The following is a 14,801-nucleotide window of genomic DNA, read 5'->3' as shown; positions in this document are numbered from 1 at the left end:
GGCTTCGGCTAGTGGGCCCACGGACGGACGACGAGCACCGCGTTGTGCCCACCGAAGCCGAAGGAGTTGCTGATGGCGGCACGGACGCGATGTTCCTGCGGCTCGTGCGGCACGAAGTTCAGGCCGGTGTCCTCGGGGTCGTCGCAGTTGACGGTCGGCGGTACGACCCCTTCGGCGGCAGCCCGGGCGGTCGCGATCAGTTCCACTGCCCCGGCCGCGCCGATCATGTGACCGGTCATCGACTTGATCGAGCTGATCGGAATGCGCGTTGCCCGGTCGCCGAAGACGGATCGAAGGACGGCCGTCTCCAAGCGGTCGTTGATGACCGTGGAGGTGCCGTGAGCGTTGACGTAGTCGATGTCGTCGGGACCCAGCTCCGCGTCGTCGAGGGCGGCCCGGATGGCAGCACGGGCGCCGGTGCCGGTCGGGTCGGGCGCAGTCGGGTGGTGCACGTCGGTCGTGGCGCCGTATCCGGCCAGCTCAGCGAGGATGGGTGCACCGCGTCGGCGGGCGAACTCGGCCTCCTCGAGCACCACGACACCGGCACCGGCACCCATCACGAAGCCGTCGCGGTCCCGGTCGAAAGGGCGGCTGGCGCGCGACGGGTCACCGTTGCGGCGGGAGAGCGCGCCCGTGTTGGAGGCGGACACCATGTCGAGAGGCGTGATTGTGGAGTCGGTCCCGCCGGCGAGCATGACGTCGCTGTAACCGTGTCTGATCTGGCGGAACGCATCACCGATGCAGGTGGCGCCTGTCGCGCAGGCGGTCGACACGGCGGCGGACGGACCGCGGAGCCCGAGCTGCATCGCGAGCGCACCCGCCGCGCTGTCGTTCGAGGCAGCCGCTGCCATGTAGGCCGGAACCTTCTGGGGTCCACCGGCGGCCATGGCGAGCGTCGAGGTCTGGATGAACTGGCCCGGTCCGTAGGCCGACCCCAGGAGTGCCCCGGTACGCCACACCAGGTCGTCGTCGAGGTCGAGCTTCGCCTCCTCGACGGCCTGCAGACCAGCCGCCAGGCCGAACTGGGCGAACTTGTCCAGCCGGCGACCGACCCGGTAGGGCATGTAGGCGAGGTGGTTGAACCCTCGCACCTCCGCGGCGATCCGGGTTGGGAGGTGGCTGGCGTCGAAGGAGGTGATCTCGTCCACGCCAGTACGTCCCGCGAGGAGCGAGGACCAGAAATCCGAGACGCTCAGGCCGATCGGGGTGATGACACCGGTTCCTGTGATCACCACCCGACGCCTGGAAGCCGACTGCCTCACATGTGCCCCTCTCCTGGGGACGGATGATCACGACACCGGCACTTCGGATGAGACATTGACACGCCAAGACACTTCTTGTCAACAGTCATGACTGCCCTGCATTCCTGTTTCGAGGCATCATGAGGCAGACGCCAACTCATGAAGGCGGTGCTTCGGGCGGCTAGCGTTGACTATTGCTGTCAACTAGCATGACAAGCGTTGCACATGGCTAAAACGGACTATTCAAGCGCAGGGACAGAGGTGCCACTCGATGTCACGCTGGAGCACACTACTTATTGACCACGCGTCACTCGGACTGCTGCCGAAGGTCCCCACCGCGGAGGTCATGCGGCACGCCGAGTTGGTGGCAGAGGCAAAGCCCAAGCCGAAGCAGCTCTATGAGCGGTGGGAGAGCCAGCAGTGGTCAGCTGAGGCGGTGGAGCTCGAGCGGGACCGGCGAGCCTTCGACCGTCTGCTTCCTTCGGACGCCAAGGAGAGTCTGTCCGAATCGATAGCGACGTTCATCATCGGCGAATACACCGGCCTGGACCTCCTCGCGCCCATCCTCACCGGTGCGCCCGAGGAGCAGGACCACCTCTATCTGGGTACCCAGATCGCCGACGAGACCCGACACACCCGACTCATGCTGCGTCTCGGCGAGGAGCTCCTAGGGCTGGACCGCGACCCCAAGATGATGCTCGCCCAAGCGTGGGCCCTGGTCACGCCGACCCACCGGACGCTCAGCGTGCTCGAGACCGAGGTGGTCCGCGAGTTGCTGAACCACCCCGGTGACTATCGTCGATGGCTGCGGGCGGTGGCGCTGTTCCACCTGGTCACCGAGGGAATGCTCGCCCTCGTCGGGCAGCGCGCCATCGTCAACGCCCTCCGCGACGCACCCTTCCTCGAGGGCGTGCGGAGTTCCTTCGTCGCCATGTGCCGGGACGAGTCCCGTCATGTGAGTTACGGACTGCACGCCCTCCGCATCGGGGTCCAGGAGGGCTACGCCGACGACATCTGCGAGATCATCGAGCAGGCAGCGCCCCTCGCGATGCAGATCGGTGACGAAGGTGCCACCGACGACACCGAGGAAGGCCGGACCCTCTGGCGGATGAGCCGGGACTCCCTGCGTCGTCAGCTCCGCCTCATCGGCGTCGACGACATGCTCACGCAACACATCGTTCAGCGTGCCATCACCCCGTCGGCACGCGACCAGTCCTGAGGAGACAAACATGAACCGTGACGAGATCCGCGCTGCCCTGGCGGAGATTCTGGAAGAAGTGGTCGGTCTGGACGCGGCGGAGGTCACCGAGGACAAGTCGTTCATCGACGACCTCGACGTCGACTCGCTCTCCATGGTGGAGGTGTTGGTGGCGCTCGATGAGCGGCTGGGCGTCAGGATCCCGGATGATGAAGTCGCCAATCTCGTCACTATCGGTGACGCCATGACCTGGATCGAGAAGAGCTCGAAGTGACCGGCAGTCTGTCATGAGGGAGGTCGGACGAGCGGTACAGGCCTTGTTCGGCCCGGCCGGATGCGCCGAACCGTACCCCCACTACGAGGCCCTGCGCCGTGCGGCGCCGGTCTGCCCGCTGCCGGACAACATCGTGCTCGTGAGCCGCTACGCCGAGGCCGAGCGGGTCATCCGCGACCCGAGGTTCCTGATGGAGGACGCGGCGTGGATCGGCCAGAGCCATCCGGGATGGACCGAGCACCCGTCATTCCGGTCGCTCATGCTTGAGATGGTCAACCACAACCCGCCCGATCACGCCCGGCTCCGGCGGCTGGTCAGCCGCGCCTTCACGCCACGGCGGGTGGCCGAGTTGCGCCCGGCGGTCGAGCAGCTCATCGACGACCTGCTCGACCAAATGGCGGCGAGGGAGGGTGGCACGGCGGACTTCATGGCTGACTTCGCTCTGCCGCTACCGGTGACGGTGATCGGTGAGCTGCTCGGAATCCCGCCGGCGGATCGGATCTGGTTCGCGCCCAGGGTCGAGGCGTTCACCGACGCGATAGAGGAGTCCATGAGGGGTCCGTCGCTGGCCGAGGCGGACCAGGCGGTCAAGGAGCTGTGGGCACGCCTCGGTGAGCTGGCCGATGAGCGTCGCCGCAATCCACGGAACGACATGGTCTCCGAGCTCGTCTCGGTCTCGGATTCGGGCGACGATCGGCTCAGCCATGACGAACTACTGGCCAACCTAGTCCTGCTCTACGCGGCCGGCTACGAGACCACGAGCAACCTACTGGGCAACGGGCTCGCCGCTCTGCTCGAGAGGCCGGCCCTGAAGGAGCGGCTGCGCCAGAATCCGACGCAGGCGTCCGCCTTCGTCGAAGAGATGTTGCGGTTTGACCCGCCGATCCAGATCGCGACCAGGTACACCGCGCAGGCGACGACGCTGGGCGGGCTGAACATAGACGCGGGAACGCAGATCATCGTGCTCATCGGCTCGGCCAACCGGGACCCGGACCGCTTCGCCGATCCAGACGAGTTCGATCCTGACCGTGCCGATGGTGGCTCGATGGTGTTCGGGGTGGGGGCGCACTACTGCCTCGGCGCCGCACTGGCGCGGATGGAAGCGGAGATCGCGTTTCCTCGGCTGCTCGATCGATTCCCGGCCATCACCGGGCACGCGCCCGGCGTGCGTCGGCGGAAGTCGCTACGCGGCTTCACCCAACTGCCGATCAGTCTGTCCTGAGATCGGGCTGGGCGGCGATCTCCCGCACCGGCGCCATACATGGTGCGTGACGCTCCTGGTCGAGGACGATCCTCGCGCCCAGCTCGACCAGCTACCGACGACAGGATGGGTGAGGTCGCCGACCCCGGTCATCAGCAACTCTTCACCGTCGGGTGCCCCGACCGGCCGATCAGTCCTGGACGACGGCGCGCTCGGCCGGGGGCCTGGCGACGCTGCCCAGCGCCCCACCAACTATGCGCGTGATCGCGACGGCGATCAGCCGGTGACCGGCCCGTGGCAGGAGGAGGGACAGGGTCGGTGCCACGACCGGTACGCCTCCGGTGCGGCCGGCGAACGCGTCCCAGAAGCGGGCCAGGCTCCTCGATGAGGCTCGGCCCATCTCGGAGATCGACGTGCGAAGCAGACGAGCACACAGCGCCTGCAGTCGCTTTGCTCCCGGATCGCCGTACATCCGGATGTACATGTCCAGGGTGTTGAACGCGCCGGCGGCCACGTCATCGTCGTACGAGGTGAGGTCCTCGCGGATCTCCTCGATCGCCAGCCACGGACGGACCAGGCGGAGAAAGCCCTCGTCCACCCGTGTCGCCCGGAAGAGGAAGGCGATACGCACCATCAGGACGACGTCGGAGGAGCGCAGCCGGGCGAGCTCGGTCATCATCCGCTCAGTCGGAGGGGTGGGCGATGTGACCATCGCGCTCTCCAACTTGAAGTAGCGGCGCAGATCGTCGATGGCCGACCGGATGCCGGCATCGTCCGCGCCGATCGAGCTGAGGTAGTCGGCCAGGTCTCGATGCCAGCCTCCCTCGGCCGTACCACCGCGTTGCCAGTCTTCGTAGTCGTGGTCACCGCGGTACACGAGGCCCTCGACGATCAGCAGGATCGGATAGATCGCACGTATCGAGCGACGACCGTACCCGGCCACCCGCAGCAGCGGCAGGGACTTCTCGATCACCTTCGCCGCCTTGAGCATGTCCCGGCCACTGAGCACCGTGCGCGCACCGATCCCCGAGCGCCCGGCGGTCAGCACCTGCCCGTGGATCCGTCGGGCGAGACGCCGGTCGGCGCGCTCCGCGAGGAGCCACACCAGGATGAGCCCGGCCAGAGCCGCTCCCAGGAGTGTCATGAGCGTGATGAGCATCGAGGACCTCGTTCCTTGATCGATGAGACCTCGCAACCGTCACAGTCCTGTCATGATCGGTCGCCGCCAAGAGGTCGCGATGTACGGACCTTGCTGCCGCGTCAGACCCTCAGTTCGCCCAGGCCCGCCACCACCAGCGGCAACGTGTTGACCGCCGTGTGCACGACGAGCAGCAGCCAGAAGTTGCGATAGCGCATCCAGAGCAGGCCGGTGAACAGCCCGAAGGCTCCGTGATAGGCGACTGCCTCCGGGAGTGCGAGAGCGGGGTCACCGGAGAGTTGGACCGGCACGTGCGACAGCGTGAAGAGGACGGCGCCGGCCAGAACGCCGGGCCAGGCGCCCAGGAGTTGCTCCAGCCGGGTCTGCAGCAGCACCCGGTAGAAGAACTCCTCGAGAAGATTGGCCGTGACGAAGGTCAGGCCCGCCGCCACGACGATGAAGGCGGCTCCGACATCCGACGGCACCTGCCAACGGGGCGCCAGCGGGCTGAGTGCCGCCAGGTAGGTGAAGATGACGACGGCTGGCAGCGGCATCAGCCAGCGCGCCCGCCCTACCGGCCGCCACAGCCGTTCGACCGAGCCAACTGGAACGAGTTCGGCGAATCGATGGCCCAGCGCCCCGCCGACCACGAGCACCGCCGCCAGCAGCAGGAGTGCCAGCTTCACCAGGTGATAGAGGGGATAGGCGGGCATGCCGCTGGCGACGGCCAGGGTCATCAGGCCCGGCGTGAGAAGTGCCAGAACGCAGAGAGCGGCGCACTGCCCGACAAGGGCTTCTCTGCCGCCCCCGTACCCCGGTGACAGCGGTTGCGCGTTCCGTGAGATCAGGAGCAGCAGTGCGGCCGCCACCAGTGACGGCGCGAGGGCACTCCAGAGCGACTGGGTGGCGGTGGAGTCGGGGGACGTCGGGGCCTCGGCCGCGCCGAGGAGGATCAGCAGGACCGGTGCCGCGGTCAGGATGCAGGCGCTGCCGACGAACACCACCCGGCCGGCTGGCGAGGTGGCCGACTCTCGGGCCGCACCGATGCTGATGACGGTTGCCGCGCGCCACGACCTGACTAGAGCGGAGGTCATGTCATGACACTATAGTCAACACAGTCAAGCCCTCTTGTGGTAGCCATTTGGCCTGTTCGAGGGGTTGACGCACCCGGGTGTGTGTAGTGGAGTTTCGTCAAGCCTCCTGCCTGGACATGACCGAACATGACACGATCCTCGGTCGAGGCTGATCGGCGGCAGGCGCGGAACCTTGCGACCGGACGGCATCTCGGGGGAGCCATGATCCAGAGTCGAGCCCTGACAGCTGTGCGAACCAGCAGAAATCCGTCGCCGCATTGCGATGGACTAACGAGTCTTCGCGCGCTGAGGCCGATGGTCGGGCGCGACGACGACCTGGCTGAGGCATGCCGGCGCACACTCGGCGCCGCCGAAAGGCTGATCACCATCACCGGCCCGGTCGGCGTCGGGAAGAGTCGCCTCACGATCGCGATGGCGGCGGCGCTCGCCGAAGAGGACGGCCTGTCGGTGTACGTGGTGGACCTCGCCACGGTCGTCGACCGGACCGGCCTAGCCGCCGCGGTCATCGAGCACCTCGGGATCTCCACCGCCACCCCGCCCACCCTGGGCGGCCTCGGTGCTGCCTTCCCGCAGACGGAGCTGCTGCTCGTGCTGGATCGGTGTGACCAGCTGCGCGCAGAGATCGCCGAGCTCGCAACGACAGTGCTGGCCAGTTCCCCCCGAGCCCGGGTGGTCGTCACCAGCAGGGAACCCCTGCACATCTATGGCGAGCAGCTACTGGCGGTACGACCGCTACCAGTTCCGGACGTCGCCTCGGACCAGACCGCGTCGGAGCTGCTCGAGCTGCCGTCGGTCGCCCTCTTCATCCAACGACTGGCAAACGTCCGGCCGTTCTTCCGGCTCACCGACAGCAACCGCGGCATCGTTGCCGAGCTGTGCGCCCAACTCGACGGCCTGCCCCTGGCGATCGAGCAGGCCGCGGCCCAGCTCAAGGTGGTTCAGCCGCAGACTCTGCTGAGCCGGCTTCAGGAGAGCATCGAGATCCTGGACGGCGCGGCCAACGCCTCGCCGGTCCACTCGGCCAGCCTTCCCGCCGCGCTGGCTGACCATGTCGCCGAGCTACCTCCGGAGGCGCGGGCACTCCTGACCAGGCTGGCCGTCGTCAACGGGGAGTTCCGCCTGCAGGATGTCGAGGCGGTGGCCGACGCCCCGACCGGGCACGCCCAGCATCTGCTCGAGGTGCTGGTGGACAGGAACCTGGTGGAGGTGTGCGAGAGCGCCGGCGACGACCTGCGGCTCCGGCTGCTGCACACAACCCGGACGTTCGTTCGTGGACTGCCCGCCGCCGACCGCGAACAGACCACCCGACTGTACGTCGATCGGCTGGTCGCCGACGTGACGAAGAGGGCCGGCGGGCACCTCGAACCGCTTGGTGGGCCAGCGGGTTCGCCTGCCGAGCAGGAGGACCTGTCCGCGGGGTTCGCCTATCTCCGACGAACGGGACGAGCGGAGGACGCCCTTCGCAACGCGGCTTCGCTGGTACCTCATTTCGTCGCTCGTGGCGACTGCACCCAGGGTCTGGCCGGCCACCGGTCGGTTCCGGCTGCCCCAGATCCCGGCGACGGGCGGGAGCCGACTGGCACGGCGCTCACCGCCCGCCAGCGCGAGGTCGCCGAACTGGTCAGCCAAGGCTTGACCAACCGCGAGATCGCCCGCCGACTGGGTATTGCCGAATGGACCGCGGTCAACCACGTTCGTCACCTGTTGCGGAAGCTGCAGTTCACCTCACGGGTGCAGGTCGCGCGATGGGTGGCCCGCCAACCCGCCGTGAATCACCCACATCCGCCGGCCGAGTCACGGTCGTAGCCTCCTGCTCCGAGTACGGCGGAGGGAATCCCGGTCAGCCGGGTGTCGGTCGGGCGTGGTTCCGGGCGGCTCGGGGTCGCGGAGCCGCCCGAGGGGTCCTGGTTGGTACGCGCCGACCAGGCATGCAACGCCTCGATGAAATGGTCGAGCCGATCCAGCCCCCAGAACCGTTGGAACCCAAGCTTGAAGTAGGGGATGCCGAAGATGTCCTCGTGATACGCCTCGTTGAGGATCCGGACGCCCTCCGTTCGCACCTCAGGATCGTCGGCAGCGGCGAGGGTTCGGGTGGCGTCGAGCCCCGCCGACGTCGCCGCCCGACCGAGCACGTCGGGGTCACAGATGTTCTCGCCACGCTCCCAGCGGGCGGCCGTCACGGCGGCGTAGAACTCCCGATCGGCACCGAGCCGGCGAGCATACAGCCAGGCCAGGTGCGGCAGATCCCACTGCGGGTCGATGTCGATGGGCCAGGCCATCGAGTAGCCCAGCCGGTGGGCCAGCCGCTTGATGTCCGCCAACAGGTAGAGATGCTTGGCCTTGCTCATCGGGGTGTAGTGGAACTCTGCCCCGGTCAAGGTCAACTCATCCATGGTGCGGCGGTCAGGTTCCCAGTACGGCCGGTACTCGATGAGGTCGCGCGCCTCCGGTAGACGCTCCTCGAGCCGGCGCAGCGCCATCCAGCTGTAGGGGCTTCGGAAGGCGAAGTAGAGCCGTGGGCGCTGTCTCATGCCTTGTCCCCGTCCAGGCTCTCGGACGGGCCGTCACCCATCAGCGCCGAGCGGGTGGCCGCATCGAGAATGGCTAGTTGGCCGGCGTCGGGGCCGCGGCTGACTGCGTATCCGTGCAGGATCCGGCCGGTCGCCGTGTGCACCAACCTGTCGGCACGACGGACGTAGCAATCAATCCGTGCGGAGAACATCGCATTCTTGATGATTTCATCGACAACCATGACGGTCTGGACCGTCTCCTCCATGTGCACATCGGCAAGGAGGCGGATCCGGGCCCGTGACACCACCGGGATCCAGCCCCGCTCGTCGAGCAGGGTCCGCACCGAGAGGCCACGGTCCGCGAGGAAACGATCGACGGCCTCCTCCATCATCCGTACGTAGCCGGAGTGCTGGAGCCGATCGGAGAAGTGGCAGTAGAAGTAGGGGACCCGCCAGGACCAGGTGAACGCGTTCCGCTCCGACGACGGCTGCTGCTGCTGCTGAGCATCCGCACCCTTGGGGAGGGCTCCGATCTCGGGGACCACGAAAGGCTCGTACTCGGCGGGTACCGGCTCCTGGCCGGGGGCGTCCTTCTCCCGGACGAGAGCGACCCGCACCCAGCCGCGCAGTGCGATCTCCGACCCACCTGGCCGCTCGACGGTGAGTCGTACGTCCAGCCGGAGCGTGCCGTCATCGCGGGCTCGCGCCTTTCGGACCGTCAGCGTCGCCACGTCGTCCACCTCGACGGTGCGCGGTAGCTGCACCGATGACTCGACGAAGGTCAGACCCAGGCCGAAGCGGTGGTAGCAGGCCTGCGGGCCCAGGCCGAGCTGCCGGAAGTGATCCAGGACCGCTTCCTCCACGAGGTAGATAAAGTGCTTGAACCCGATCCACGTCCGGATATTGGCGCCCTCGTAGCGAGGCCTGCCCCGGTAGACGGTCTCGGTCGGTTCAGATACGGGGATCACGCGAGTTACCTCCCTGGGATGTCAGCGCCCACAGTGATCGGGTGCAGCCGGACACGGCGTCGAAGAAGCTGCCGATCTCCTCCGCCACCTGGGCGGCCTGCTGCACGTGACAGAAGTGACTGAGCTGCGACAACCGTCGTACCGTGGCTGTCGGCATGGCCAGGGCCAACGCCTCGGCCCGGTCGGCGGTGAATGCCGGGTCGTCGGTGCCGGCGAGGGCGAAGGTAGGCACCGTCACGCCGCTCAGCGCCAAGTGGCCGGTGGCGGCGAAATGGGCGAAGAGGGTACGCAGGCCGGTCCCGCCGATTCGTGCGACGGCGTGATCCACCATCCGGCGGCGCAACCCGCGGTCGAGCTGCCGGTTCCGCTCGGCCGCACGGAGACGTATCCGCTCGTCGATGACCGCGCGGAGCCGTTCCCGTTCCCGAGCCTCGACGTCCGGTCCCACCGGCGTCCTCGGCACGCGGAAGGCCGGTGCGAGCAGCACCACCGCGGTCAGCCGTGCGGACGCCTGTGCGCCGGCCGCGAGCACCTGCATCAGCGCGGTGGCACCGAACGAATGCCCCACCGCGCGGAAATTCCGCTCGGGCACCAGGTCGAGGGCTCGTCGCAACCATGCGCCCGCGTCCGCCTCAAGAGCCCACCGGTAGTCCCCACCGGCACGCCAGGGCAGGTCGAGCGCGTAGACCCGGTGCCGCTCGCCGAGGAGTTCGGCAAGTTGGCCCCAACTGCGCCAACCGTCCTCCACCCCGTGCACCAGGACCACAGGCGCACCGGGACCGTCGGCCACCTGCAGTCCGATCGGAGCGCCGGCCGTGGTCAATGGTTGCCAACCCAACCTGCTCACCGGGGTCGCTCCGGCGGCGACGCGGTCAGGACCGTGCTGGCGCGCCACCCGTTCCCGCAGTCGCCGGAGACATACGCGGTGTGGTCGGCCGATGCGTCGACCCACGCGGCTCCGACGGCGAGGTGCACCAGATCGAGCGTGCCGTGGACCCGTCCCACGCTGCGCTCCAACCGGAGAACCGCCGGCTCCGCAACGACCGGGGCGACCAGCCGTAAGCCGGCCAGCGCCGCCGTGGCCCGCTTCCGCTCGACCGGGTACACGTACGTGCCCTGGGACCGGTCGGCCGGATCGAGGACGAGACAGACCGCGACGTCCCGGGCCGGAGTGCCCGGTCGAGCCTCCATCGTGAGCAGGCGGCGCGTCACCTCGTCCGCGGGCTCGACGCCGACGAGGACCGCCCGCGCCGCCCGGCGGGAGGACAGCAGCAGCAGCGCGAGGCGAAGCGCGTCGAACCCGTTGCCCACGCCACCGCACGTGGTGAGGTTCGGTCCGGTCATGCCGTGTCGGATGGCGATAGTGCTCGCGACGACGTTGCTCGAGACGTTCGGTATCTGCAACGGACTGACGTCGCGAGCGGAGCCGGCCCGGACCTCGGTGACCACGTCACAGACCGACTTCGCCACGCCGTACCGGCTCGTGACCACCACCGCGACCGGGCCGTCCGGTTCTGGCAACGAGCGATCGGGATGCCCGGACGGTGACGTCAGTGCGTGGTGCACCGCGCACAGCGCCAACCGGGTAGCCCGGTCCTTGCCGAGCAGACCCTTGCGCCCGAGCAGGGTGTGCGCCTGCTCGGGCGCGACCACCGGCGTACGGGTGACCGCGGCCAGCTGCGGCTCGTCGAATTCGGGGCCAGGGCTGTAGACCACGCTTGAGGTGACAACCGCGCCGGTCATCCGTTCACCTCGAGCACCGCCACGGCGTTGACTCCGCCGAAGCCGAAGGAATTGATCTGGGCCACTCGCCCCCGAAGAGGAACAGGTGCCCCCGACACGAGCCGCAGGCCGCGGGCCTCCGGGATCGGATCGTGGAGACCGGCGATCGGTGGAACGAGCCCGACACGCAGTGCCTCGATCGCGAAGACGAGGCTCATGAGGGCAGCCGCGCCAGAGGTGTGACCGATGGCGCCCTTCACCCCGGTGACGATCGGTCCCGGTGAGATCCCCGCGAAGACCTCAGCCAGCACTTTCGCCTCGGTGGGGTCGTTGAGCGCCGTACCGGTGCCATGGGTGATCACCAGGTCGATGTCGGCCGGCCGGACGCCGGCCCGGTCGTGGGCGTCCTGTATCGCGGCCCGGATCCCGATCGGGTCGGGCGCAGTCTCGTGGGCGGCGTCGCACGAGAGCCCCACACCGAGTACGCCTGCCGCGGCACCGCGAGCATGACCAGCGGGCTCCAGGACGACGGCTACCGCGCCCTCGCCGAGCAGGACCCCGGTGCGATCCCTGTCGAACGGCCGGAGGGCCGTGGTGATGCCTGACGCGACTCGACCAATCATGGCCAGCATGCTCTCCGTGGTCGCGTCGACGCCGGCCACCACGACGGCGTCGACGTCACCGGCGACCAGGATGTCCTGGCCGACTGCCAGCGCGTGGCCGGACGCCGCGCAGGCGTTGACCAGGTTCAACACCTCTGGCGCATCCGGCAGCACCCGACGGACGGCCTCGGTGAAGTCGATGTCGGAGGGGTCCAGTGACCTGTCGTCGGCGGACCACCGCTCGACGGCCCGCAGGTCACGCAGGCCGGTGCCGATCACGACGGACACCCGTTGCCGGTCGGATAGTCCCGCTCTGCGAACCGCGGTGGCGACGCAGTCGGCCAACCAACTGGCGGCCCGTCCGGGAGCCTCCGCGACGCCGTCCAGAATCTGGTACCCGTGACCGACACCGACGGCGGGAGTGTGGAAGCGCAGAGGGCTCACCCCGGCCTGGCCCGCCAGCAGCGCGTCGAAGGTCTGCCGGGTTGACCCGAGGCAGCTCACGAGGTCATACCCGGTGATCGCGACCGCCACGGTGCCACCCCCTGACCAGCGCGGCACCCACGGCGCCGTCGGCTGTATGTGCGGTGATCACGGACACCCGGCCGTGCAGGACGGGTTCGGTCCGGTGATGAGCGAGAACCTCGGCGACCTGGAAGGCCGCGGACGCCGCCTGGGAGTCTCCGACCAGGTCCGCCACTCGAAGGCGGCGGACGGACGGGTCGAAGAGCATGTCGGCGGCCAACCGCTCCGGGCCGCCGTCGGGTTCGGCGCCGGTCTGACCTGTCGAGACCGCCCAGACCTCATCCCGGGACAGCCCAGCACGCCGCAGTGCCCGATCGACGCAGCGGGCCAGAGCAGCCGCGACACCGGTCGGCGTGGTGTTGGTCGGATCGAAACCCAGCTCGACGGCGAGCACGTCCGCGTCGCACTGGCGGCCGGTGGCCCGTACCGTCTGCGGGTCCTCGGCGACCAGCACGACCGCGCCCTCGCCGACCGGGGCCGAATGCCCGCCCGGACGACGCAGGGCGCGCAGTCCCCACGCCGTCTGCGGGCTGAACTCCTCGACCGCGCCGGTGAGGAGGGCACTGGCGTACCCCTTGCGCAGCGCGTTGCCGGCGTACCGCAGTGCCGTGATTCCGGCTAGCGTGCCGCCGGCGACTGTCGCGTTGATGCCCTGGAGCTTGAACCTGATCGCGCACTGGCCGGCGGCGCCGTTCATCACGGCGTTGGGAAACAGCACGGGATTGACCAGGTAGGGCTTGTCCTGGGTCAAGGTCTCCCTGCTGTAGTCGCTGGTCGAGGCGATGCTGCCGGCGGTCGTGCCCAGCACCACTCCGACCCGGTGGCGATTCTCGTCGTCCACCACCAGGTCGGTGTCGGACAGCGCGAGATCACATCCCACCATCGCGAGCGCGGTGCTGCGATCGATGAAGCTCGTGCCCTTGCGGCCGAGGTAGTCACGCGGGTGGAAGTCCACCAGGACATGTGCCCGCTCGTCGGGCAGCCGCCGGTCGAACATGTCGGGCACGGCAACCGCCTCGGCGCCGGTACCGAGGGTGCCGGCGAAGTCGTCCGCGCCCACGGCGGTGGAGGACAGCACTCCCCAGCCGGTGATGGAGAGCAGCGGTGTCGCAATGGTCGGGTTCACGCCGCCCTCCCGAAGATCACGATGGCGTTGTTGCCACCGAAGGCGAACCCGTTGTTCTGCACGATCCGCAGCATCGCGGTGCGAGCCCGGTTGGCCACCGGATCGATCGGCGGCAGGTCCGGATCGGCAGCGGTGAAGTTCATCGTCGGAGGGATGAACCCCTGGGTCATGCCGAGCACAGAGGCGATGGCGCCGAAGCCGCTGGCCGCTCCCATCGTGTGACCCAGCATGGATTTGATGGAGCTGATCGGTGGGGGTTGTTCGAAGACCTCGACGACCGCGCGGGCCTCAGCCGAGTCGTTCGCCGGCGTACCGGTGCCGTGGGCGCAGATGTAGTCCACATCCGCCGCGGTGATGCCGGCGTTGCGGTGCGCCAGCCGCATGCATTCCGCGATGCTCGCCGAGTCCGGTGCGACCATGTGGTTGGCGTCGCAGTTCAAGCCGTAGCCCAGGATCTCGGCCAGGATCTCGGCACCACGGTCGACGGCCGAGTCGAGGCTCTCGAGGAACAACACCGCGCCGCCCTCCCCGGTGAGGATTCCCGAGCGGCCCTGGCTGAAGGGCGCACAGGCCTCGGCGGTCAACGCGCCGAGCCGGTAGAAGCCGGCGTGGGCCCAGCGGATCACCGAATCGGCGCCACCAGCCAGCATGTAGTCCAACTCGCCGGAACTGATCAGGTCATAGGCGTACCCGAGCGCGTAGTTGCTGGCGGCGCATGCCGTGGAGATCGTCGTGGCCTCACCGGTAAGCCCCAACTCCCGGTTCACCGCGTGGGCCAGCCGCGAGGCCGGCACCTGGCGGACCAGTGCCGGATCCAGGCCGGTGAAGCCAGCCGCCAACGACTGCTCGGTGAGGTGTTCGATCACCTGGGACTCGCCGCTGGTGGTACCGATGCTGGACCCTGCCGCCGAGGCGGCGAGTCGGTCCGGATCCATGCCCGCGTGCTCCACGGCCAACCGGGCCGCTGACGCCGCGAACAGACTAGTCCGCCCCCACTGCGAGGGATCGAGGACCTGGACGAACTTCGTGGGCTCGAAGCCCTGCACCTCACCGGCCATGAAGTGCGGAAAACCGGACGCATCGAAGCTCGTGATCGGGGAGATCCCGGTCCGGCCGGTACGCAGAGCGGCTCCGAACTCGACGGTCCCGATGCCGATGCTGGAGACCGGGCCGAGACCGGTGATCACGACGCGCCGGGTCAC

General features: G+C 68.6%; 14 protein-coding genes. 4 read left to right on the top strand and 10 right to left on the bottom strand.

The genetic code is table 11. The features are described 5' to 3' along the window. Nucleotides 1–8 precede the first annotated feature (8 nt). Complete coding sequence (gene fabF / locus SALPAC2_RS0119640) at nucleotides 9–1,262, bottom strand: beta-ketoacyl-ACP synthase II (protein WP_050563133.1); 1,254 nt, start codon at nucleotides 1,260–1,262, stop codon at nucleotides 9–11. Nucleotides 1,263–1,512: 250 nt separating this feature from the next. Between fabF and SALPAC2_RS0119635 the strand changes: the two genes are divergently transcribed. From SALPAC2_RS0119635 to SALPAC2_RS0119625, 3 genes are read left to right on the top strand one after another with little or no spacing between them, the layout of a single operon-like run. After that, nucleotides 1,513–2,460: a ribonucleotide-diphosphate reductase subunit beta gene (locus tag SALPAC2_RS0119635; RefSeq protein WP_018218336.1), complete on the top strand. Its 948-nt coding sequence runs from the start codon at nucleotides 1,513–1,515 to the stop codon at nucleotides 2,458–2,460. Between the two features lie 10 nt (nucleotides 2,461–2,470). Next, nucleotides 2,471–2,713: an acyl carrier protein gene (locus SALPAC2_RS0119630; RefSeq protein ID WP_018218335.1), complete on the top strand. Its 243-nt coding sequence runs from the start codon at nucleotides 2,471–2,473 to the stop codon at nucleotides 2,711–2,713. Between the two features lie 13 nt (nucleotides 2,714–2,726). Further along, nucleotides 2,727–3,935, top strand: coding sequence for a cytochrome P450 (locus SALPAC2_RS0119625; RefSeq protein WP_018218334.1), 1,209 nt, complete (start codon nucleotides 2,727–2,729; stop codon nucleotides 3,933–3,935). Between the two features lie 169 nt (nucleotides 3,936–4,104). On the opposite strand, the gene SALPAC2_RS0119620 is transcribed toward SALPAC2_RS0119625, so the two are convergent. Both SALPAC2_RS0119620 and SALPAC2_RS25490 read right to left on the bottom strand, forming a co-directional pair. Then, nucleotides 4,105–5,073: a hypothetical protein gene (locus SALPAC2_RS0119620; protein ID WP_018218333.1), complete on the bottom strand. Its 969-nt coding sequence runs from the start codon at nucleotides 5,071–5,073 to the stop codon at nucleotides 4,105–4,107. A gap of 101 nt (nucleotides 5,074–5,174) precedes the next feature. Then, nucleotides 5,175–6,146: a CPBP family intramembrane glutamic endopeptidase gene (locus SALPAC2_RS25490; protein ID WP_018218332.1), complete on the bottom strand. Its 972-nt coding sequence runs from the start codon at nucleotides 6,144–6,146 to the stop codon at nucleotides 5,175–5,177. Between the two features lie 294 nt (nucleotides 6,147–6,440). Between SALPAC2_RS25490 and SALPAC2_RS0119610 the strand changes: the two genes are divergently transcribed. Further along, complete coding sequence (locus SALPAC2_RS0119610; RefSeq protein WP_018218331.1) at nucleotides 6,441–7,952, top strand: ATP-binding protein; 1,512 nt, start codon at nucleotides 6,441–6,443, stop codon at nucleotides 7,950–7,952. On the opposite strand, the gene SALPAC2_RS25140 is transcribed toward SALPAC2_RS0119610, so the two are convergent. From SALPAC2_RS25140 to SALPAC2_RS0119575, 7 genes are read right to left on the bottom strand one after another with little or no spacing between them, the layout of a single operon-like run. After that, on the bottom strand, nucleotides 7,919–8,677 hold the full coding sequence (locus tag SALPAC2_RS25140) for a 2-hydroxychromene-2-carboxylate isomerase (RefSeq protein WP_018218330.1): 759 nt from the start codon (nucleotides 8,675–8,677) through the stop codon (nucleotides 7,919–7,921). The genes SALPAC2_RS0119610 and SALPAC2_RS25140 overlap by 34 nt on opposite strands. Continuing rightward, nucleotides 8,674–9,624 carry a thioesterase family protein gene (locus SALPAC2_RS25135; protein ID WP_018218329.1) on the bottom strand — a complete coding sequence of 317 codons (951 nt, stop codon included), beginning with the start codon at nucleotides 9,622–9,624 and terminating at the stop codon, nucleotides 8,674–8,676. Before SALPAC2_RS25135 ends, SALPAC2_RS25140 begins: the two co-directional genes overlap by 4 nt. Beyond that, entirely contained in the window at nucleotides 9,608–10,471 is an 864-nt protein-coding gene (locus tag SALPAC2_RS27385) for an alpha/beta fold hydrolase (protein WP_162561371.1), read from the bottom strand. The genes SALPAC2_RS25135 and SALPAC2_RS27385 overlap by 17 nt, the downstream gene beginning before the upstream one ends. Beyond that, on the bottom strand, nucleotides 10,468–11,367 hold the full coding sequence (locus SALPAC2_RS25485; RefSeq protein ID WP_018218327.1) for a beta-ketoacyl synthase N-terminal-like domain-containing protein: 900 nt from the start codon (nucleotides 11,365–11,367) through the stop codon (nucleotides 10,468–10,470). Before SALPAC2_RS25485 ends, SALPAC2_RS27385 begins: the two co-directional genes overlap by 4 nt. After that, nucleotides 11,364–12,482: a beta-ketoacyl synthase N-terminal-like domain-containing protein gene (locus SALPAC2_RS0119585; RefSeq protein WP_018218326.1), complete on the bottom strand. Its 1,119-nt coding sequence runs from the start codon at nucleotides 12,480–12,482 to the stop codon at nucleotides 11,364–11,366. The genes SALPAC2_RS25485 and SALPAC2_RS0119585 overlap by 4 nt, the downstream gene beginning before the upstream one ends. Then, entirely contained in the window at nucleotides 12,457–13,599 is a 1,143-nt protein-coding gene (locus tag SALPAC2_RS25120) for a beta-ketoacyl synthase N-terminal-like domain-containing protein (RefSeq protein ID WP_018218325.1), read from the bottom strand. The genes SALPAC2_RS0119585 and SALPAC2_RS25120 overlap by 26 nt, the downstream gene beginning before the upstream one ends. Continuing rightward, entirely contained in the window at nucleotides 13,596–14,801 is a 1,206-nt protein-coding gene (locus tag SALPAC2_RS0119575) for a beta-ketoacyl-[acyl-carrier-protein] synthase family protein (protein WP_018218324.1), read from the bottom strand. Before SALPAC2_RS0119575 ends, SALPAC2_RS25120 begins: the two co-directional genes overlap by 4 nt.

This window comes from Salinispora vitiensis, from assembly GCF_000378825.1.
In the GTDB taxonomy this organism is placed as follows: Bacteria; Actinomycetota; Actinomycetes; order Mycobacteriales; family Micromonosporaceae; genus Micromonospora; species Micromonospora vitiensis.
Note: the sequence above shows the minus strand (reverse complement) of the source record. Positions and strands in the feature narration are given on the sequence as shown.